Origin of the sequence: Vibrio mediterranei (assembly GCF_900088415.1) — a bacterium.
Lineage (GTDB): Bacteria > Pseudomonadota > Gammaproteobacteria > Enterobacterales > Vibrionaceae > Vibrio > Vibrio mediterranei.
On sequence record NZ_FLLQ01000017.1, the window covers coordinates 1 to 20,992 of the forward strand.

22 protein-coding genes and 1 rRNA gene are annotated in these 20,992 nt (G+C 42.1%); 4 read left to right on the plus strand and 19 right to left on the minus strand.

Annotated elements, in window-relative coordinates:
- The 7 genes from VME0621_RS25180 to dusA all read right to left on the minus strand — a co-directional run.
- Window positions 1-117: ribosomal RNA gene (locus VME0621_RS25180) — 16S ribosomal RNA — on the minus strand; the annotation flags it as partial.
- A 594-nt stretch (window positions 118-711) separates the two neighbouring features.
- Entirely contained in the window at window positions 712-1,485 is a 774-nt protein-coding gene (locus tag VME0621_RS25185; RefSeq protein WP_062463549.1) for a phosphoadenylyl-sulfate reductase, read from the minus strand.
- Window positions 1,478-3,211: an assimilatory sulfite reductase (NADPH) hemoprotein subunit gene (cysI, locus tag VME0621_RS25190; protein WP_062463544.1), complete on the minus strand. Its 1,734-nt coding sequence runs from the start codon at window positions 3,209-3,211 to the stop codon at window positions 1,478-1,480. The genes VME0621_RS25185 and cysI overlap by 8 nt, the downstream gene beginning before the upstream one ends.
- Window positions 3,211-5,085, minus strand: coding sequence for an assimilatory sulfite reductase (NADPH) flavoprotein subunit (locus tag VME0621_RS25195; protein ID WP_172427931.1), 1,875 nt, complete (start codon window positions 5,083-5,085; stop codon window positions 3,211-3,213). The genes cysI and VME0621_RS25195 overlap by 1 nt, the downstream gene beginning before the upstream one ends.
- 86 nt (window positions 5,086-5,171) lie before the next feature.
- On the minus strand, window positions 5,172-5,402 hold the full coding sequence (locus VME0621_RS25200; protein ID WP_031495170.1) for a hypothetical protein: 231 nt from the start codon (window positions 5,400-5,402) through the stop codon (window positions 5,172-5,174).
- Window positions 5,403-5,501: 99 nt separating this feature from the next.
- Window positions 5,502-5,711 (minus strand): envelope stress response protein PspG, encoded by a 210-nt coding sequence (locus VME0621_RS25205; protein WP_006073098.1) that lies wholly within the window; start codon window positions 5,709-5,711, stop codon window positions 5,502-5,504.
- Between the two features lie 165 nt (window positions 5,712-5,876).
- Window positions 5,877-6,881, minus strand: a complete 1,005-nt coding sequence (dusA, locus tag VME0621_RS25210; RefSeq protein WP_082795582.1) for a tRNA dihydrouridine(20/20a) synthase DusA — start codon at window positions 6,879-6,881, stop codon at window positions 5,877-5,879.
- Between the two features lie 111 nt (window positions 6,882-6,992).
- On the opposite strand from dusA, the gene VME0621_RS25215 reads away from it, so the two are divergent.
- The 3 genes from VME0621_RS25215 (at window position 6,993) to VME0621_RS25225 (ending at window position 10,789) form a co-directional block, all read left to right on the plus strand.
- Entirely contained in the window at window positions 6,993-8,066 is a 1,074-nt protein-coding gene (locus VME0621_RS25215) for a tyrosine-type recombinase/integrase (protein WP_062463538.1), read from the plus strand.
- 116 nt (window positions 8,067-8,182) lie between these two features.
- Window positions 8,183-9,661 (plus strand): hypothetical protein, encoded by a 1,479-nt coding sequence (locus tag VME0621_RS25220; RefSeq protein WP_062463535.1) that lies wholly within the window; start codon window positions 8,183-8,185, stop codon window positions 9,659-9,661.
- A gap of 615 nt (window positions 9,662-10,276) precedes the next feature.
- Window positions 10,277-10,789 (plus strand): DUF2726 domain-containing protein, encoded by a 513-nt coding sequence (locus VME0621_RS25225; protein WP_062463533.1) that lies wholly within the window; start codon window positions 10,277-10,279, stop codon window positions 10,787-10,789.
- 48 nt (window positions 10,790-10,837) lie between these two features.
- Here VME0621_RS25225 and VME0621_RS25230 read toward each other — a convergent pair whose 3' ends face one another.
- The 9 genes from VME0621_RS25230 to VME0621_RS25270 all read right to left on the minus strand — a co-directional run bounded on the left by VME0621_RS25230 (window position 10,838) and on the right by VME0621_RS25270 (window position 16,889).
- Window positions 10,838-11,944: a zonular occludens toxin domain-containing protein gene (locus tag VME0621_RS25230; RefSeq protein ID WP_062463530.1), complete on the minus strand. Its 1,107-nt coding sequence runs from the start codon at window positions 11,942-11,944 to the stop codon at window positions 10,838-10,840.
- A gap of 1 nt (window position 11,945) precedes the next feature.
- On the minus strand, window positions 11,946-12,263 hold the full coding sequence (locus VME0621_RS25235) for a DUF2523 family protein (protein WP_062463527.1): 318 nt from the start codon (window positions 12,261-12,263) through the stop codon (window positions 11,946-11,948).
- 3 nt (window positions 12,264-12,266) lie between these two features.
- Complete coding sequence (locus VME0621_RS25240) at window positions 12,267-13,661, minus strand: hypothetical protein (protein ID WP_062463524.1); 1,395 nt, start codon at window positions 13,659-13,661, stop codon at window positions 12,267-12,269.
- Between the two features lie 118 nt (window positions 13,662-13,779).
- Window positions 13,780-14,025, minus strand: coding sequence for a hypothetical protein (locus tag VME0621_RS25245; RefSeq protein WP_062463521.1), 246 nt, complete (start codon window positions 14,023-14,025; stop codon window positions 13,780-13,782).
- 12 nt (window positions 14,026-14,037) lie between these two features.
- The gene (locus VME0621_RS25250; RefSeq protein ID WP_062463518.1) at window positions 14,038-14,280 is read right to left on the minus strand and encodes a hypothetical protein; all 243 of its coding nucleotides are present in this window, start codon (window positions 14,278-14,280) and stop codon (window positions 14,038-14,040) included.
- A 1-nt stretch (window position 14,281) separates the two neighbouring features.
- Entirely contained in the window at window positions 14,282-14,599 is a 318-nt protein-coding gene (locus tag VME0621_RS25255; RefSeq protein WP_062463516.1) for a hypothetical protein, read from the minus strand.
- Between the two features lie 45 nt (window positions 14,600-14,644).
- Window positions 14,645-16,447 carry a replication endonuclease gene (locus VME0621_RS25260; protein ID WP_062463513.1) on the minus strand — a complete coding sequence of 601 codons (1,803 nt, stop codon included), beginning with the start codon at window positions 16,445-16,447 and terminating at the stop codon, window positions 14,645-14,647.
- Window positions 16,448-16,449: 2 nt separating this feature from the next.
- On the minus strand, window positions 16,450-16,629 hold the full coding sequence (locus VME0621_RS25265) for a hypothetical protein (protein ID WP_062463511.1): 180 nt from the start codon (window positions 16,627-16,629) through the stop codon (window positions 16,450-16,452).
- Window positions 16,626-16,889, minus strand: a complete 264-nt coding sequence (locus VME0621_RS25270) for a pyocin activator PrtN family protein (protein ID WP_062463509.1) — start codon at window positions 16,887-16,889, stop codon at window positions 16,626-16,628. Before VME0621_RS25270 ends, VME0621_RS25265 begins: the two co-directional genes overlap by 4 nt.
- Window positions 16,890-17,024: 135 nt before the next feature.
- Here VME0621_RS25270 and VME0621_RS25275 point away from each other — a divergent pair, with 135 nt between their 5' ends.
- A complete protein-coding gene (locus VME0621_RS25275) occupies window positions 17,025-17,633 on the plus strand; it encodes a S24 family peptidase (RefSeq protein ID WP_062463504.1) in 609 nt (202 codons plus the stop codon).
- 25 nt (window positions 17,634-17,658) lie between these two features.
- Here the strand turns inward: VME0621_RS25275 and VME0621_RS25280 are convergent, their stop codons facing one another.
- From VME0621_RS25280 to VME0621_RS25290, 3 genes are all read right to left on the minus strand, one after another.
- Complete coding sequence (locus VME0621_RS25280; protein ID WP_062463501.1) at window positions 17,659-18,354, minus strand: HIRAN domain-containing protein; 696 nt, start codon at window positions 18,352-18,354, stop codon at window positions 17,659-17,661.
- Window positions 18,351-19,286, minus strand: a complete 936-nt coding sequence (locus VME0621_RS25285; protein ID WP_062463498.1) for a HipA domain-containing protein — start codon at window positions 19,284-19,286, stop codon at window positions 18,351-18,353. The genes VME0621_RS25280 and VME0621_RS25285 overlap by 4 nt, the downstream gene beginning before the upstream one ends.
- A 400-nt stretch (window positions 19,287-19,686) precedes the next feature.
- Window positions 19,687-20,973, minus strand: coding sequence for a hypothetical protein (locus tag VME0621_RS25290; RefSeq protein WP_062463495.1), 1,287 nt, complete (start codon window positions 20,971-20,973; stop codon window positions 19,687-19,689).
- Window positions 20,974-20,992: the final 19 nt, after the last annotated feature.

Below are 20,992 nucleotides of genomic sequence, written 5' to 3' on the forward strand. Positions count from 1 at the left end.
CGCCGCTCGACGCCGTTAACGTCACCCGAAGGGTCAGTTAACTCGTTTCCGCTCGACTTGCATGTGTTAGGCCTGCCGCCAGCGTTCAATCTGAGCCATGATCAAACTCTTCAATTTAAGATTTTGTCGGCTCAATGAATACTGACTTTAAACTACCTTAGTAATCTAAAGCTATTATCGTTCCAACAGAACGATAATGAATTGACTGTGCCAAGTCTTTCGACTTGATTGGTCACTCAGTTCATTGAAAACCTAATTTGATACCGAAGTATCCAATTTGATTATCATCAACGAGTGCCCACACAGATTGATAGGTTTATATTGTTAAAGAACATTCTCTTCAGAACTCTGCGTTTCGCTTTCCGTTTGAAGAGGCGGCTATTCTAGCGAGATGATTCTCAGTGTCAAACACTTTTTTCTAATTATTTTTGATTTTTTCAAATCTAACTAGAAGACCATCTTATCAGCTGGACGCCTTACTGACTCTTGCCTTGAACCCTTGTGGGCTCTGCCGTGTCAGTGAGGACGCATTATAGAGATCCGGATCACATTGGCAAGCGTTTTTTAGGAAAAAATACAAAAATAACGACTAAGCGTTTCTTTTTCATTCAAAGCTTTATTTATCCCACTTTATCCTTATTTTAATTACAAGTTATCCACAGAGTTATTAAAAAAGGAGGGTTTCCCCTCCTTTTTAATAACCGATTTACTCTAGATTCCTGAACCATCTTGTTCGACGTCATCTTCATGTAAACCACATTCTCGTTTTAAGCCGTTAAAGCGAGTTTCTTCTATCTTCATTCCTGGCTTCCACTTTTCCGTCGAATGAGTATCACCAATAGAAAGATACCCTTGGTCTTTCAACGGATGGTAACTCAAGCCATGTTCCGATAAATAAGTGTCAATCTGGTCGTCACTCCAATCTATAATGGGAAGAAACTTGAATCTGCCATTTTGAATCGCTAGTACGGGCAAGTTAGCTCGACTCTCCGACTGCTCTCTTCTCAATCCTGAAAACCAAGTCTGAACACCCAAATCCTCTAAAGCTCTCCTCATCGGCTCCACTTTATTCATTTGGTTGTAACGTTTGATTCCCTCAAGACCTTGTTCCCACAGCTTTCCGTACCTTGCCTCTTGCCATTGCGGCGACAACTCTGCTTTATATATATGTAGGTTTAAGTTTAACTTCTCCTTAAGCGCATCAATAAATTGATAGGTTTCAGGAAATAAGTACCCCGTATCTGTTAACACTATCGGGGTTTCTGAACGAACCTGACTAACCAAATGAAGCATAACCGCAGCCTGCATACCAAAACTCGAGCTCAAGATATGCTGTCCAGGTAAATTTTCAAACGCCCATCGAACTCTTTGCTCTGCATTGAGCTGTTCCAACTCTGCATTAAGCTCCGCCAGTTTTAGGATCTGTTCGGTTTTGGTAAGCGAAAGTAAATCTTTCAATGTTGAATGTTCTTGGAGTTTAAGCATAGAAGTCCCTTTTCGATACTTTCACTTCTTGAATGATGCCCGCTCGAATGACAAAGTCTCCAAAGGCCTCACCTGTTTCTCGTTGTTCTGCCCACTGACCAACTAACGAATCGATATCCTCTAGGATTTGCGCTTCGGTGATGTTCTCTTTATACATTTTAGGAACACGAGTACCTGCTTTGTTACCACCTAAATGCAAGTTATAACGACCCGGCGCTTTACCAACCAGCCCTATTTCAGCCAACATTGCACGTCCGCAACCATTAGGACATCCAGTGACTCGTAAGATAATGCTTTCTTCTTTATTGATCTGATGTTTATCCAAGATAGATTCCACATCAGTAACAAAGCTTGGTAGAAAACGTTCAGCCTCTGCCATCGCAAGAGGACACGTAGGGAAAGCAACACACGCCATCGAGTTTTTGCGCTGTTCTGATACTGTGTCATCCATCAAGCCGTGTTCACGGGCTATCTTTTCTATCTTGGTTTTATTCGACTTGGATACTTTAGCCACAATAAGGTTTTGGTTGGCCGTCATTCGAAAATCGCCTTTATGAATTTCAGCGATCTTTGCGACGCCGCTCTTTAAAGGTTTATCCGGAAAATCCAGTAGACGTCCATTTTCAATAAAGAGTGTTAGATGGTGTTTACCATCAATACCTTCAACCCAACCAATCCTGTCGCCACGCTCTGTGAACTCATATGGTTTACTTTGCTCAAACTTGATGCCGGCGCGCTTTTCTACTTCGGCTTTAAAGACATCAATACCTACACGATCCAACGTATATTTGGTTTTGGCATTTTTACGGTTAGAGCGGTTACCCCAATCTCTTTGTGTCGCCACTACTGCAGCAGCCACTTCAAGCGTTTTATCAAGCGGTACAAAACCGAAATCATCTGCTCTTCTTGGATAAGTACTGGTGTCACCATGTGTCATCGCTAATCCGCCACCCACCAGCACATTAAAGCCGACAAGCTTGCCCTCTTCTGCGATAGCAACAAAGTTCAAGTCATTAGCGTGAACATCCACATCATTTTGCGGTGGTATCACTACGGTGGTTTTGAACTTACGAGGTAAATAGTTCTTGCCTAGAATAGGTTCATCTTCTTGCGTTGTTTCTACTTTTTCACCGTTCAACCAGATCTCAGCATAGGCTTTAGTCTTGGGTAGTAAGTGTTCACTGATTTTAGTCGCCCACTCATACGCTTCTTGATGTAACTCAGACTCAACAGGGTTAGTCGTACACAAGACATTTCGGTTCACATCTCCAGCAGTGGCAATTGAATCAATACCAATGGAGTTCAGTGTTTGGTGCATCAACTTTATATTTGGCTTCAGTACACCGTGGAATTGGAACGTTTGACGAGTAGTCAGACGGATACTGCCATAAAGAGAATGCTCTGTTGCAAACTTATCTATGGCAAGCCACTGTTTCGGCGTTATAACTCCACCAGGCATTCTTGCTCGTAGCATTACGTTATGTAGAGGTTCGAGCTTTTGTTTAGCTCGCTCGTTCCGAATATCACGGTCGTCTTGCTGATACATGCCATGGAATCGTATCAACTGGAAGTTATCCGCTGTAAAACCACCCGTTATTTGATCTTGTAGATCTGTTTCGATCGTACCGCGAAGCAGGTTACTTTCTCGCTTTAGGCGTTCGTTATCAGATAGTGGTCCTAATTCTTGACCTAATACTTCTTGAATAGTCACTGATTGCTTGCTCATTAGTACACATCCTTCTGATAACGTTTTGCTTTTCTTAATTCGCTGACAAACTCCTCAGCTTGTTCCGGTGATTTTCCACCATGCACCTTAGTAATCTCTAACAGTGCATTGTGTACATCCTTAGCCATATGGTTCGCATCACCACACACATAGATATGTGCCCCCTCTTCAAGCCATTGCCACACTTGTTCACCTTGCTCTAGTAGGCGGTGTTGTACATAGACTTTCTCATGTTGATCTCGGCTAAACGCCACATCTAAACGGCTTAAGACACCCGACTTAAGGTATTTTTGCCATTCAACTTGGTAAAGGAAATCTTGTGTGAAGGTACGGTCACCAAAAAACAGCCAGTTTTTACCACTATCACCTTGATTATCACGCTGTTGAATAAAGCTTCTGAATGGCGCAATACCTGTGCCTGGGCCGATCATAATAACTGGGGTATTTCCATTTTCTGGCAACTTAAAGTTGTTGTTGTGTTCTACAAACACTTTTACTTCTGCGCCTTCTTCTAGATCACGAGACAGGAAGTAAGAAGCACCACCGTAGCGACTCTCCTCACCAGTAGAATACTCTACTAGCCCAACTGTAAGATGTACTTCTTCATCCACTTCTTCTTGACTAGAAGCAATAGAGTAAAGGCGAGGAGTTAGACGGCGTAGCAATGACAGTAATTGTGATGCTTCAAGTTTGGTTTTCTTCTCTTTAAATACGTCTAATACCTGAGTACGTCCCGCGTACTCTCGCAGCTTATCTTTGTCTTCGGCTAACTTAAGCAGCTTTTTGCTGTTGGAGAGTTCAGCGTACTGGCTAACTAATTGAGGGTTTGCAGCAGTAATTTCATAGTGGCGAATCAGCGCAGAACGAAGGGATAGGCTTTCACCGTCAACATCGACACTTTCGATGCCAGACAAACCAGCTTGAGCTAGAAGCGCGTCAACCAACTGGCTATTGTTTTCAAACCATACACCAAGAGCATCGCCTGGCTGGTAAGTGAGACCTGAGCCTTCTAAATCTATTTCGATATGACGAACATCCTTGCCAGAGTCACGTCCGGTGATTTTTTGACTAGTCAGTAACGTCGCAGTGTATGGGTTCTTTTTGGTATAGGTTACCGCAGCGGTATTATTAGCAACCGGTAGTGTTACAACCTCTGCAGCTTGAGATGCGAGGTCAGCTTTTATTTTTTCCAGAGCATTCGCACGCCACTCTTCAGCTGGTGCATCATAGTCGACATCACAGTCAATTCGGTCGATAAATGAGGTTGCCCCCAGCTTAGCTAAGAAAGAATCAAAGTCTTTACCTGTTTGGCAGAAGAACTCGTAACTTGAATCACCTAAACCAATCACACCATATTTTAAGTTTGGAAGTTTAGGGGCTTTTTTGGACTGCAGAAATTCATGCAGCTCAATAGCGTTATCAGGCGCTTCACCTTCTCCATTAGTCGAGGCGACGATAATAACGTGCGTTTCTTTTGCTAGGTTTTTACCTTTGTAGTCACTCGCATCAAACAGCTCTACATCGATACCTAAAGTACTTGCTTCTTCTTTCAATTCTTCCGCAACACCTTTCGCGTTACCAGTTTGTGAAGCAAAGATAATTGACAGTTTTCCAGCAGGTACAGAAGCCGTGGCTGTATTTACTGCACTGGCTACAGGGGTGAGTTGGGTAGGAGCTTGTGCTTGACTCAATCCCCAAAAGTATCCGCTCACCCAAGCAAGTTGGTTAGAAGATAAATTACTCGAAGCTTGTTGAAGTTGTGAGATCTGTTGGTCATTTAATGGTGCAGCTACATTAGGTAGCTCTTGTGGTTGTATGTTGCCATTTGATGACTGTTTTACATTTGAAGACATTGTCACGACATCCCTAATCATTGCGTGACGATAGATTAACCAACCACCTTAATAACAAGAAAGAATAGATATGAATGTTTTATAACTTTTTGGAAGAAGAGAGAGGATTACTTAGCTTCAATTCGAACCTCAGTAAAGCCAACGGCCAAGGCAGACTTAGACGCTTTATCAAGATCGTTATACTGACATTCAGCACCATGAATATCAGTTAACATAAGAAAACCGCCCTGCTTGTGGCGAAACTCAACAATCCAACCTTCATCAGAAGAAGACGGTTCTATGATCGCCTCAGCTAACAAGTTCTGATGGTATAGGTGCTTTAACTCAGTCATTGTCATGTTTCCCTCCAGAAATCTCGGCGTAGCTACTGTACCTAGTGCCATACACTAACTATAGCAATTACGCCTTAATCCGCAGGGATATTTGTTGCTATTTTGTTAACTTGATGGTGCTACTACTTTCTTATACAACCAAATCGCAATAAGGAAAGCGATAATATACGGGAGTAAATTGAAGACGATGCCGACCATTCCCAACATAAACATCACACCAAACGAAACAACCACAGCCAGCGTTACTGTCATCACTGTTACGCCTGTCATTACCAGTGTAGCCAAAAATACCAATACGAAAATCAGTTCAAACATAACACCTCCTACGTGCTTGTGACTTCATTAACGACTTAACTTTGGTATTGCAGGAACTGTTCCAACTATTATAAACATTATAAATCATACACTTACAAAAAACAAAAACTCCTATTGGCACTGAGCACAATAGGAGTTGGTATTATTGACCAATAAGTTGGTATCTTACACGTCAAGTTCCGCAGGTATTTTCGCTAATGCAGTTTCGAGTACCTCAATGCCGGCACCCTTCTTATGAGCATTTTCACTAATGTAACGACGCCACTGCCTCGCACCAGGCATCGCCTGAAATAGACCAATCATATGACGAGAGATATGACCAAGATACGAACCGTTCGCTAACTGTCGCTCAATGTATGGATACATCTCTTCCACAACCTGCTTGCGCTTTTTCACTGGAGTATCAAGCCCAAAGATTAGTTGGTCAACTTGCGCAAGAATATAAGGGTTTTGATACGCTTCACGGCCTATCATGACACCATCTAAATGCTTCAGGTGTTCGAGAGACTCTTCAAGGGTCTTCACTCCACCATTCACTGCGATCTGTAAATGAGGGAAATCTTTCTTAATTTGATAAGCACGTGGGTAATCCAGTGGTGGAATCTCTCGGTTTTCTTTTGGACTCAAGCCGCTTAACCAAGCTTTACGCGCGTGAATAGTAAATTGTTCACATCCCACCTTTTCTGAGACAAGAGAGACGAATCGCGTCAGAAACTCATAAGAATCCTGATCGTCAATGCCAATACGTGTTTTCACCGTTACTGGAACATCAACAACTTCTTTCATCGCCGCGACACACTCCGCCACCAACTCTGGCTCCGCCATTAAACAAGCACCAAAACGACCATTTTGAACACGATCCGAAGGACAACCCACATTGAGGTTGATTTCATCATATCCACGTTCCGCGGCAAGCTTTGCACACGTCGCTAAGTCCGCCGGATTAGACCCACCTAACTGTAACGCTACCGGGTGTTCTTCTTCGTTATACGCAAGAAAATCACCTTTACCGTGGATAATCGCACCTGTCGTTACCATTTCGGTATACAACAGCGTTTGCGATGACAATAGACGATGGAAGTAACGGCAATGTCTATCTGTCCAATCGAGCATGGGCGCAACGGATAAGCGGTTTGATTGGAATTTACTTGTGTTATCTGGCTTGGTCATTGTTTTACCTAATAATTTTACCCATCAAATCCGCTTTGAATATCGTGGAATTTTCCCAAATTTCGTCCTATAGTACCCCTTACAGTACCCCTCAAAGAGTAGGACGATGGAATGGCTTCACTCTCAATCGAAAAGCGGCAACTTAAAAACGGTGAATTCCGCTATAAAGCAACAATCATCGTCAAGAAAAAGCAGGCAATCATACACAGAGAGTCAAAGACTTTCAAAAAGAAAGAGCACGCTCGTACCTACGGTAAGAACCGCCTATCCGACATTGAATTGAACGGCGTAAATAGTACCAAAACAGTCCCCCTTTCGGTACTCCTCGATAAGTTCATGGCAGATAAGGATTTATGGAATAACACAGGACGTACCAAACGCTATGTCATCGAGATGCTAAGAGATTGCGATATTGCGCAGATAGATACCAATGAGCTAAAAACGAGTGACCTAATCCAACACTGTAAAAACCGTCGTAGTGCAGGAGCAAAACCTGCAACGATTTATCATGATATTGCATATCTTCGTTCTGTGATGAAAAAGGCTAAGCCTGTATTTAATATTGAAGCTAATTATCAAATTTTTGATGAAGCAGTGCCCGTGCTCACAGATATGCAGCTTGTAGGCAAAAGTGAGAAACGTACCCGCAGACCTACTCATGAAGAACTTGAAGCCTTAAAGCAGGGGCTAATTGAGCGCCAGAATTCCAGAGCTACTGGTCAACCTCCTATCCCGTTTGTTGATATTCTTGAGTTTAGTATTTTAACGTGTATGCGAGTTGGTGAAATTTGTGCTCTTCGTTGGGAAGATATTAACGAGGAACATAAAACTGTTCTTGTTCGTGACCGTAAGGATCCACGTAAAAAACACGGTAATCACATGATCGTACCGCTATTGGCAGAGTCTTTTAATATTGCTATGCGCCAACCAAAAGAAAGCAATCTAATTTTCCCCTTTAACTCGCGAAGTGTTACCGCAGGTTTTCAAAGAGTGAGAAATCGACTTGGAATTGAGGATTTACGTTATCATGACCTCAGACGTGAAGGCGCAAGTAGGTTGTTTGAGAAAGGCTACTCTATTGAAGAAGTTGCTCAAGTTACCGGCCACCGAAACTTAAACATCTTATGGCAAGTATATACGCAGTTATTTCCTCACCAACTCCATAAAAAAGTACTTAATCAATAAGATGCCATTCAGTCTTGGGGTTCTTAGTCTCGATCACATAGTAATAGTTGAGATATGCTAGCAACCCCAAAAGCCTGTATTATATGAAAAAAACCACATATGAATAAGGCTATCAAGTGGAAGACGAACAGATTGAAAACAGTGACGAAAGTTTTTTCACGGCAAACTTACCTGAGCCAAGTATTAAGCAAGCTGATGCGGCTGTAAGTAACTATCAAGATGCATTAGATGCCTTCTATATAACTTATAAACGAAATTCTTCTCTTTTACTATATAGTGAGCATTTTGAACCTACCAATGAGAAAGAATTCAAGCCGGTAATGGAGCTCCTTTCAACCTCGAATTATGAATTATCCGCCTTATCTGGTGAACATGTTGTCTTGTTCAATGAACCTATGTTGGTTGCTGAGATATCTTTGAGTGAGCTTAAAGCATCAGAAGCCGCTAAAATTGTACGATTGATTTCTTATGGTCATGTGGAGAAAAAGGTAACCAGCAAGATAATATCCTCTTATAAGCAAGGGCTTGCGAACAACTTAATAGGACAACGCCCTAAAGAAGTAACAACATTTGACGTACATGACTATGTTACGGGCCTGATACTACCTAAAAAATGTCGATTTGAATCCTTGAAAGCTGCGTCTTTACGAAACATCATTAAGGACAAAGAGCACGTAATAAATCTTCAGGACGCTTATTTAAAGCTGAAAAACTCTGGAACAGAAGCGACATTAGCGTGGCAAGATACCATCAATAGAGCTCGAGATTTAATTAAGGAGGGTTCTACTCGACTTGAATCAACCCAAAATGACCTACACTTTCTCAATCAGCAGAAAGCAACCTTAGAATCTAGACTCAGTAGTTTACAAGAAAACGCCTCTTCAATGACTAAACTAGCTAATGAAATTCAAGAATCCATAGATTCTGGAAATATCAAAATTCAAGAGCTAGAAGAGCGCTCAAAAGAACTCACTAAACAATACGATCAAGATAAGAAAGCTCATGTATTGATTACAGAAAACCTTCTTGCAGACAAAAACGAGTTAACAACGATCAGACAAGAATTGTCTGAAGCAAGGAAACAAAAGTCACTATCAAATTACGAGTCTATCGAGCACACCAACGAAGCCAAAGCTCAACTTTTTGGTTATTACTTGTTGGCAACAGCAGTATTGATAGCCCTATGTAGCTTCGTAACCTACCTATATATGAATGCGGAAAGCTTTAAAGACCTGCTTTCAAGGTTAGTGCTTTTAAATGCAAGCTCTTGGGATATTTTACTCAGCCGCCTACCTTTAATGACAGCAACAGCACTAGTTATTGGCGCTTTGTCTGGCGTCCTGTTTTTTTTGGTCAAACAAATCGTATCTCTCAACAACGAAAAAATGACTATGTTAAAAGCAGGCATTCTAGCTCAACAAATTTCTGATTCTCTGGATATTGAACACAAGTCCGATAAGGAGATCATTCAAATAAAAAGAGATATAAAGATAAGACTTATCACTGAAGTATTTGATAAGAGCAAAGTAGAGCCAATAAATGGGAGCTACGTAAAAGATCTCACTGAACTCGTAAAGTCATGTAACGTAAAGTAGTGGTTAGCTTCACTCTACTAATTCAAACAATCTTTAAAGCCCAAATCAATTTGGGCTTTTCTTCTCTGGTCGAACTAAACATGTATCCATTTATTCCATTATAACTCTGAGCCATTTCACATCCGTTTTGAAAGTAATGCCCACACCAAAGACATTTTCATTCTGAATCTTCCTAACTGTTAATCAGTCCTCAACCTAAAGTAGTCATAACCTCAATAGGTATACACTACACAACTTCTTTATTGTGCATACGAGCCATATCCTGTTAGCTATAAATAGTACGAATAATGCGCCAGCCTAAGGGCCCCTCCCGCGGGACGCGGGGCCCTCCCTTATCCGCGCATTTTCGTTGAGGCAATCTGTTTCAGATAGCTGGCAGTGCCCTGTTCCAAAAAGACGCTTTGCAGGATGTGCAAGTTAATCAACTTACCTTTAGTAGAGCATTGTCTCGGCCATTGACTACAACGCAATGCATTAACTCTGTGCAGGGCCTTATCGCTGCGCGGCGAGATACCAGTGCATTAAAATTACATTTCGTGTAAAAACGTTATTTCTTTCAGTTGTCTCTAACCGCTTAGAATCGTGTGCTTTATTTCATATGAGTTTGGAGAAATCATGGCACTCGCTCTTTCCCTCCTTGTTACGGTTGCTTTTGTGACTATTTTTCTAATACACAACAAACGTAACCAACAGGAAGAACAACTACACAAAACCGAGGCTCTATCGAGCAAACCTTCATTTGACTGTGAACGTATCGAAAATCTACTAACTAACGCAGAGCTGTCTTTTTATCACGCACTTAATCAAGCAGTGAGTGGGCACTACATAGTAATGTCTAAAGTGAGGGTTGCTGATACGCTTAAACCAGCTAGAGGGCTAAACAACTCTACTAGAATGAAGTGCTTTAACTTTCTCGCTAAGAAGCACTTCGACTTTGTATTGTGTCAACCAAACACTATGCAGATTGTAAAGGCCGTGGAGTTGAACGATAGAAGCCATCAAAGAGCAGATAGAAAAGCAAGAGACGAAAACCTAAAAGCAGCTTGTAATTCTGCGGGGTTACCTTTGTACTTCGTGGACTGTGCGCCATCCTATTCCATCATGGATATAAAAAGTCAGATTCTTTAGAAACCATATGCCCTCAGAACTAACAACTGAGGGCTCTCAAAATCATTGTCAAATACCTAGTGCACTATCTACCGGATTGAAGCCTTCTAACGTTTTCTCCCCTTGAGACCTACAGGTAACCAATTGCTCAAAACCTTGAAACTGAATTCGAACGAAGCAATCGTTTATTGGCACTACTTGATAACCAAGTTCTCTAAGCTGACTGGTTGTCACGCTCATTTGATAGTCGCCCTGTACCAGTTGGAAGTAGTATTCGCGTAAAGACATTGATGGATCAATTTGTTTGTTCACATATACCAACGATTCGGCAAACCCGATTATAGAAAAACTGAAATCTCCTAAAGGATGTTCATACAATTTTGGTTCTTCTTTCTCTATATACTCAGGCTGCTCACCAGTATCTATAATCTGAACGGCTTCGACAGGCGCAGCTGGTACACCCAACAAATTGTCTTTACTAAGTAAGTTAATTAACCCAATGACCGATAAGATAGTAAACGTGTATAACGCATAGGCCATCTTGGAGCGCCAAATTGGACGCACATCTTTAGCTTGAGCCTCTGAAACAGCGGTGTTGGACGCAGTATGACTTTGATAGAGTTTGAAGTATTGCTTCTCGTAGGTTCGCTGCTCTGTATTTACGACATCACCACGTAAGCCCATTTTCACCTTCTTGGTGTAAGTCTTATTCGAGCCTAGCGCAGTGTTTTTGATACATCGATATACAATCTCAATCATGTCACGAATATCACGATGAAGCTTCCTATCAGATTGAGTTAGCAAAGTAATATCGATTCCAAAATGCCGGTGCATCGAGTAGAACTCTAGAAGATCTTTTTTGGCTTGATTGCCAAGAATCATATGAGCTTCATCGATGATATACAGCGGCGCTTGTCCCCTAGTATTTCTCCATTCATCTTTGTAATCATCAGGACTAGAAAACGGTCTTTTGTCGTTACCATAGTCGTGTAAATCAAAAGATTTGACCTCTAGCAACTCGTTTACCGCCTCACCAAACACGGCAACAAGTGCCTCAATATTCAACGGTAAGTTAGTGATGACCTTGCGACCATCTTTAATGTTAGGCAGCACATGATAGACAACTGCTTCATAGCTTTTACCTCCACCCGGCCGCCCCATAATTAGATTAATCATGCTATGAACCTAACCTCACAAATGGAATAAGTTGAAGAAGGAAGCGCACCGATATGGCCGAAATGATCATTGTCATTGCTTGGGGAAAACCCACCAGCGACATAATATCGATAGCCTCAGTGGGTAGCATTTTGATATACGGTTTTAAATCGATTGGAGATAGCAACGAACCTAGTCCATTAATCAACGAAACAACAAAAGTAAGGAGAACATCAACAGCCCCTAACCCTAAGTTCGTGAGCAAAACAACCAAGGAATTGACTAAGCGAGCGAGAAGCTCGATGAACGTATTAAAAAGAGATACAACCCAATCAAACATGACTTATCCTCCAAAGATAATTTTGCGACAGGCCATTACCGTGCCGAACAAAAGACACGCCCGCATGAAAGACCAAATGTAACTTGGTAAACTCACATCATGTTTCCCTAGCCCTTCACCTAAAAAGTCAACTGCTGATAAATCAATGATCCAAACTGGAGGCGTAACGTTTCCATTGCCATTAACTCGAAAATCATCAAGAAACTGAAGTAGCTTTGACGCTGAAATCTGAGTCTTAAAGTCATCGAGAAGCCCTTTCAAACCATCTCCATATTTGAGATCTACAAAAGAAGGACACTTCAAGCCAACTAGACAGCTTACTTCTCCAGCTTTATCTAAATCTGGGGCTTTAGCATTTGCCTTTAGTTGTTCTTTAATTGCTTTTAGTTCGTTAGCATTGCTGGATTCGAGCGATTGAATTGCGTTAACAACAGGGGAAAGGTCAACATTATTATCAGGGTTTGGGTTAGTGCCTCCACTACTCCCATTAGCATTCTTATTCAAGACCGTTGAGTCATTTTGGGCAACAGTCTCAGCCAAGTAACGAGCGTCAGCCGCCTTGTCTTCTGGGACGGTTTTCCCTTGAGAATGATCAAGAGCAGATTGCCATAAAGGGTCACCGATTGGCGGAAGGGGGCGACCATCACTAAAGGTCGGTTCTGCTGTCGCCTCTGGTTGCCAATCCAAGTCAGCAAGCGAACCATCAGCATTCTGAAACAGAGCTTGTTTTTGAGTATCAGAAAGACTGGAGAACCTTGATGCCAGTGTCCCCGCAAATGCATCATCCGGAATAGTTTTATCAGCCTGACTTGGAACATAATCAGGAGCACAGCTTTCTACCGTCGAAGTGGCGCTATCACATTTAAGATGAACCCAAGACCCAACATAACGCCAACCACTATGTGTCGTAGCAACAAGAGTATTATCTTGAGCAACCTCGACTGTATCTATTGTTCCATAGTTCTGAGCATTTTCAGCAAACGTATTTTTAAGAGCCGTATGGATAGAAACACCATAACCAGTGTAACGCATCTGACTGAGTTGAACGGAGTATAGGCTTCCCTGTTTCGGCGCCCCACTATAGTCTGAAGACCACTCCCAATTACCAGCCGACACCGCAAAACCAAGCGCGGCTAATACAGTTTTAACTGGCTCTTGAGTAGACATACTCTTAAGGAAACCTCCAAATGAAGACATTGACACGTTTGACGGTGTAACAAAGTACGGGCGAGATACAGGAGAGACAGCTTTCACTGCAGTTTCGACTTTTAACATTTGGGAGCCAAATTGAACCGCCCGCTCTCTGGCTAGCAAAGCCTCAGCAACTTGAAGCCTCGCTGATGCAACGGCATAGAACGAACTCAAAATGAGTCCGAGAATTAATAGTTTTCGCTTCATAAAATCCACCTATAAAAAAGGCGGCATCAGCCGCCCTTTAAGCCATGAATTGTGGCTAGAGCAATCATGCCACCTAGCAGAAACCAGATGGCAGTGACTAACTCGTGAAGCAAGAAGATCATGCTTTGTTAACTGCTTGTTTAGACTTACCGAACACTTTGAAGGCAATTGCAATACCAATACCAACAGGTGCAACCGCTAAGATTACCGTGGTAATGGCAGCGAGGCCGGAAAGCGCACCAACCACAGCATCTTTGATTTGATCAACTGGGCTAGTCGAAGCTTCTGCAAATGCCATTGGCGCGGCCAAAGAAACAGAAGCTAGTAGGACGGCTGTTTTAGCCTTAGACATTAGTTTTTTCATAAAATGTACCTTTTAAAGTTTGTTGATAAAGCGGACTACATAACCAGCTGGAGCAGCAAGTAAGTAACCCAAGATTACGAGCCCAAAGCCCGAAAATAGAAGCCCTGCAACATCACTCGATGACAACTCCAGAGCTCCTAAATAGGTGTGATATTCACTAGCGGATATCACGACAAGCGCGTCGCAATCAGAGAGTTTTTGACCACTAAGTTTTAAGACGTTTGTGCTTTTCTCAGCTACGACGCAATAAGGCATATCACTTCACCAAACCAGCTTGAGGAAGACGGAACAAGTTGTTACTAGAACCTGTAACGGTCTGGCCATCAGGGCGAGTGAAACTAAATTCCTTCTGCTCAATCCAGAATTCACAGTCTTTGTCGACCAAGGCTTGAAAGCTCTTACCATTACTTGACTGCTTCCAATGTTCAGGACTTACCTTGATTTTGATTACCTGAGAGGGTTTCTTTACTGAAAGTAAGAACTCACCGCGAGCAATTAGCTCACCACTGTTCCTGTCCATAAATGAGGTTTGCTGAATATCGTCTAAATCTTGAATTCGACCTTTAATAATCATATGTATGTTCCTTTTATTAGTGCTTATTGGGTTGTTTTATGGTGTTTATTGGGTAACGACCTTTCCATGTTCCAAACGGATTTTGCAGTACTGGTCTATGGTGATAGTTGCCCCCTTGGATAGAGGTTTGATAAGACATTGAACTCCTTCTATGCTCCATCCGGTCGCGTCCATAAGAGCTTTAGAAAGAGTGGAGTTACAGTTATTTTCAGTGCTCCAAGGTGCGGCACTCCGTGCCTTTTGCACGCGATTCACATCTGTTTTTTTGACGATGGAGTAGCGTTCGCTTGCGGTTTCGATAAGTTGGCCTAACCAAGAGAATCCAATGACCTTTTTATTGATTTCGCCATACTGGTTTTCTCGTTGCTCGTACTCCACCCTGGCACCATCGGCCAATTGACAAAACAGCGACCATTTAGCTGAGTCCGCCGCTTGTCTAAGCTCCTCAAGTTTGAGGTCAATTTGAGTTTGTTCAGGTTTAGTTCGACGAAGGTTGCGCCATAACGAAACTGGCTCTCCGCCAAATTGTTGGAACTGTCGAATACGATGAGTTGAAGCCCATGCGCGAGCTCGATAAGCACACTCTTCCGCTTCGGTTTCTGGTAGATGGTTGCCATTGATATTCTTGGAAACGTACTTAGCGATATAAGCAGTAGCGCCGCCTTTCTTTGGGTCTGCTTCCTTGACATCAAAGCGAGGAGAAATGTCGTTCCCGAGTTCTGACCTATCTTCAGATATCGCACATCCTTTTAAGATGTTGATAATGGTTTGCTTATCTTGAGGTGAACAAAAAAGGAAGTAATGAGAATGGCTCGTTGCGTCCTTATGAGGTTCAGCTACACGAAAGCCAAAATACTCAATGTCTTCTTTTGCTATCAACGCTCTTGCAACGGCCCACTTCTGCATTAAAGCTTGATGGCCTTCTTTAACAGACGCACCATTCCACTTTCTAGATACTCGGTGGTATTTACTTGGCAGCGTCCAAGTTACAAACAGCGCGGTATAGCCCAAGTCTTGAGCGAGCTCTTCAAACCCACGAGAGCGCACCATCATTTCAATGCGTCGATTCTCTGGGTTCGCCGTAGTCCTTTTGATCACATCTTCAAGCGCAAACGCTTCTCCTGTGTCATCATTCATTACGGCCATTGCTTCGACGAACTTCTTGGCTTCGCGTTGTTTTTGTTTCCAGTTGGAAAAGGAAATCGCGCTAATCATAGAAGCTTGATGCTTTCCTTCCCCTACTCGTTCCAATGCAATTTGTGAGTATTCGATGTACTGCTCTCGAAGATGGAAAAGCCGACCTTCAATCCAAGATTCCGATTGCATCTTCAAAGCTGCAATTTCTAAATCACGCTCAAGTTCTTCTGGCTTCTTAGCTTCTTTCTTGAAGTTGATTCGAGGAGCATTGACATGGATTTCTTGTAAAGTCAGCGCTTGAAGTTCGTACACGTGCTTGAGCGCATCTAGGTAGCAACTGAAAACTTCAGGAAGTTGTTTATCTGTAAGCAGTTCAGCGCAATCTATCGCATAATCTTTAGCAAGCTGACTAATGGCATCATCACGCATAAGAATGTCGTGACTCAAAGGTTCTGCTTTGGCTCTGACACGACTATCTACAAACGAGAACTTATCCTCGATAAACCCTGCTCGCTTCAAACCAAACTTGACCGCATCCTCAGCAGCTTTGATCAGGTTTTCCCGAGTAGGATTCTTACGCTCCATGCGTAGCTCAATCTTTCGCTTCACATCAGCCTTAACCAACTTAGGTAAGCGAGGAAAAAAGCGACGAGTGAAAGAGGAAAGGCGAAGCACCTCTCCCGAATGTGTGAAAGTCGTTATCTTACTCATGGCTATGCCTCTACGCTTTCCATGAGTTCGATAGCTTCCACCAGCAGCATCTCAAAGTTAGCAATGAACTCGTCTTGTTCTTTACCGCAGGAACTACCACGCTCTTTAACTAATGAGTGCAGTAATTTCGCCTCACTTGAGTGGGTGAAATCCAAGTTGATTCCGTGCATAGGAATATTCATAGAACCTCCCCGTTGACTGATTGCCAGTCGGATTTAGCTGACTCATGGCGCTTATCAATGTAAGTGGCCAAGTCTTCAACTTTGATTAAAGATGGGCTGCGCTCTGAATCACGCAGTTTGAATGTAGGAACGGGGAAATCGCAGGCCTTCGCGCGCTGTTCCGCCGTCTTTGGAGTTATGCCAAAGAACTCTTGGCTAACTCGCTTGAGTTCCACTGTAGGGCTCTCAAAGCGTGCTAATAGAGCAAAATTTGTATTCATATATCCTCCATGTAGTACACTTGAAGCTACTTAAGTCGCCGCAAACGACTTCAAATAACCTTCAACATCATCACGGAGCATTATTGCGGATCATTTTATCGTTCGCAATACTTTTGCAGACAAAAGGCAGCATCAATGAAGCAGGTAGATGTACAAATAGAAGAACTCAAGAAGTTAACAAACACAGCGAAAAACGTAGATTTAGCAAAGGTTCTAGGCATTTCTCCTAAGACGATCCAGTCTTGGAAAAGTCGTGAGAAAATCCCTGACGACATATTTATAAAAGCGAGAGAGGTGTCACAAAATGGAGGGGTCGTAACACCTCGTGGTTACTTAGAGCTAAAGTACTTTGATATTGAAGTAAGCGCAGGCCATGGAACTCTAGTAGAAAAAGAAGAAGAATCATGCGCTATGGTTTTCAGTGAGCGCTTCATCAGACAAGAGCTTGGTTTTAATCCTAACAATATTTTCCTTATGCCTGTTCGTGGGGACAGTATGACACCAACGCTTAAAAACCAAAGTATAGTGATGGTCAATCGCTTAGATGGTTTCTCAAATGATGGGATTTATGTCTTTAGATATGATGGTCGTTTGATGGTAAAAAGGCTTCAGTTTCTACCTAATGGAATTAAAGTAGTAAGTGATAATACTGCTTATGAGCCGTGGGAGCTCGGAAAAGAGGATATCAAAAGCGCTGATTTTGAAATAATTGGTGAGGTAGTTTGGTCAGGGCAGAGAATGTAAAAAAGGAGCCATAGGCTCCTTTTTTTTAACGTGCTGTGAGTAATAAATAAACTAGTGGTCTGTCTATTGTACCCGACTTTTTGGCTACATAAGCTTTGACACACTTTTTATTTAAAAGGTCTCTCAGTGAACTACACAACCATCGGTTTACATAACCAATTTTCTGACCTTTTACACTAACAGCAAGCGCATTACAGTCATGTTGGTTGTCATCTTCACATACTAAATCGACTTCCACTCCCAAAGGTAACTCACATACATCATCAAAATTAAGATGATAGCGAGTCCCCGCTACTTCTGTTAAGTAATCGAAGGGTACTTCTGCTTCAGATAAATTTGGAACTAAGTCAAAACCGTCACTCGGGAGTTGTATTCCAGTGTGGCTGATAAGCTGAAAATCACTACCATAGAAATCCTCAGGCAAAAGATACTGAGCAAGAAATTTTTTAAAGTCCCTACGTGAGCTAGGTGGAAGCCTTTTCTTAAACGTCTCCAATACTTGATTCGTATACGTCTCTCCAGAGATTTTAAAAGCAGGGTAGCCTTTAAAGCCCTCTTCCAAGGCTTCTTCAAAATCATCAGAATCAGTTAAGTAAGTAAAGCTAACGACATCACCTTTCTTAGCTAAAGTACCAACGCGATATCTTTTATTGCGGTCGTTGCTAGACTGCCAAGTTAAAAACAACGTTTTGATATCTAATAAGTATTCTATGCTATTCATGTCGTAATCGCTTCTTTGATAAGTTTATATCTTGTTCTTACTATTCGCTCAATCCAATCAAACCTTTCCTTGCTTAGTGGTGTCACATTATCGACCTTTGTGAGTTGCTCTATCTCAGAGAGCATACGATCTAAGTCTAGACCATCTAATTTGAGGTTCATCCTTTGTTTTGAAAGCTCTCTACGAGCAACAATTGTTACCAGTTCAATCAGAGGTATTCTTTTTTTAGTATCATCTCTCGAAAAACGAAGATGATGCATGCCTTTATTGATGTATCGAAGCAGAGCATCGTCGTTCCAACTAGCAACTTTATGAAGAAACCTCTCATGCCCTAAGCTAGTTCCATTGTCGTACAGTGGACTTAGTGTAACTTTAGAATCCTTTGTTTCGATATCTAGTTCAAAAATAAGCCCCCAATTTTCTTGGTGGCGATCAGTATTGCCAATTAGCGCATCAAACAATGCCATATCTGCTAGCCAATGGTGAATGTCGCTAACTAACTCTGTTCTGGCAGAAAATACTCTCAAAAGAATGAGCATATCTTTTAAGTTATGTTGTTTACCTGAGTCAGTATCAAAATCAGGAATGGTTTGCTTTAAGAAGTCTCCAGCATGAACCAAACTACATACTTTAGGTTCGTACATCCACTCTATAAGAGCCCCACCAACAAGTTCACCATCAATATTCTTAACACCTGGATACGCAGCAGGTACATTCACACCTATGTGCTTCGATATAATGAAAGCAACAATCTCTGTCCAAAACTGATCAGGATATGATCTGATTGACTCTTTAAATAAATATGGCCAGTTAGGTCTTAAAGGGGCAGGTACACCTTCCGGTGCCCAAAGCATTTGCTTATCTCTGGCACCAATAGGGAAAATACCGCTATGCTCATCCTGACTCCATTCAGTAACATTTATAGTTTTCATAACCCCAATATAATTCAGCTTTACACTTGAAACTAGTCTTTTCGACTATGGTACCCCTATAGTACCCCTTGGTGTCATCAATTCAATATGTTGCAACAAGATCTGTCCAATCGAGCATGGGCGCAACGGATAAGCGGTTTGACTGGAATTTACTTGTGTTATCTGGCTTGGTCATTGTTTTACCTAATAATTTTGTCCATCAAATCCGCTTTGAATATCGTGGAATTTTCCATGCTTCCCTGATAAAGCGGTTATCGTCATCAAGAAAAAGCAGCCAATCATACACAGAGAGCAGAAGAGTTTCAAAAAGAAAGCGAAGTAGCTAATCATCTAACCAACACAGATATCGCCATGTCTAACGACCGTTAACTGCGCTTTAAAGACCACCAGCTACCTCGGGCTAGCTTGCGGGTTTTATTTCAAACCAACGACTGTTGTCCTTATCATTACAACGAAACGATTTTGTTATTGTGTTTCTATTTGATTGAGTGATTTGGATACAAATATGCAAATCACGATTATCTCGTATCGGTGTACGTTCACTTTCTCCATGCTGATTCAGCACTCTAAAATGCTGCGTCTTACGATATTTGTCTAAATTGTTTAGTGATATTTGAGTCTCGCAGTACACCGATATCGAATGTTTACTCAGTCTTTTAGCAACAGATATACTCTCCGCTTTTTGCAAACACAGCCTAGATGATGCTTTATGCGGGCTAAATTGAGACTGCATCCGAGTTTTGCGCTTACCAATGATTCGAAAACTTCCAGGTCGAATCAATTTATATCTTCGGTAGAAATTAAATTTGTTAAGCAGCTTGGTGATCTTTACTTTGAGAACTTCTTTAACAACATCACGCCCACCATAAAGCAAGCAGATCAATATAAGTAGACTCAAAGTCAAATGTCCATCCTGTTTCATCAAATGAATATTGAACATTAACACGACTGACATGGCGAGCATGCTGCTTAAAGCAATGGTTATCAGGTGGTTTACGGATGCACGGCGCTGAGTACACAAGTGCTCATGCCGATAAGGCGGCCAACTAGAGGCAAACTCCTCGATTTCATCATGGTAGCCCGTTCCACGATATGCTTTCTTTCTCTGTTCGTATGGACGCCAGCCTGCAATATGGTTGCGTTCAAACAAAAGTCGAGAAAGACAGTTCAACACAGATTGCGATGACGACTCTGCATGATTGTCTCTCAACCTTTCATAGAGTTTTAACAGCTCTTGGCATGCGATGACTAATAAGCGTTGATGTAATGAGCGCGCCGATGGGCAACGCTCAAACAGAAGAGCAAACTTATAATTTACCCGCTCCACCTGCCAACACAAAGATGGCACGCCAGGGTATCCAGACTCACAACAAATCGAAAGACACCGTGCACGTATCGCAGTATGGAACGACGTTAGCCATTCCACTAGTCTACTTTCAGTTGCAGGACACCAGTGACCCATTTCCAGAGCGATGAGCTCCAGTCGAGCTTCTTCAGTTAATAGACTATCAGTGTTGTGATAGAGGAATATTGAACGGTACAGATCATCAGTTGCCTCCTCACTGAAATCTGCAACTGAATAACGTTGGCCATCCATATAGATCTTGATATCTATGGTTCCAACCTCACCACCCCGTAGCATCTGGGACACCACTATAGCGTTGCTCGCTCTCCATTCTATATTCATGATGACAACTCCTACTCTG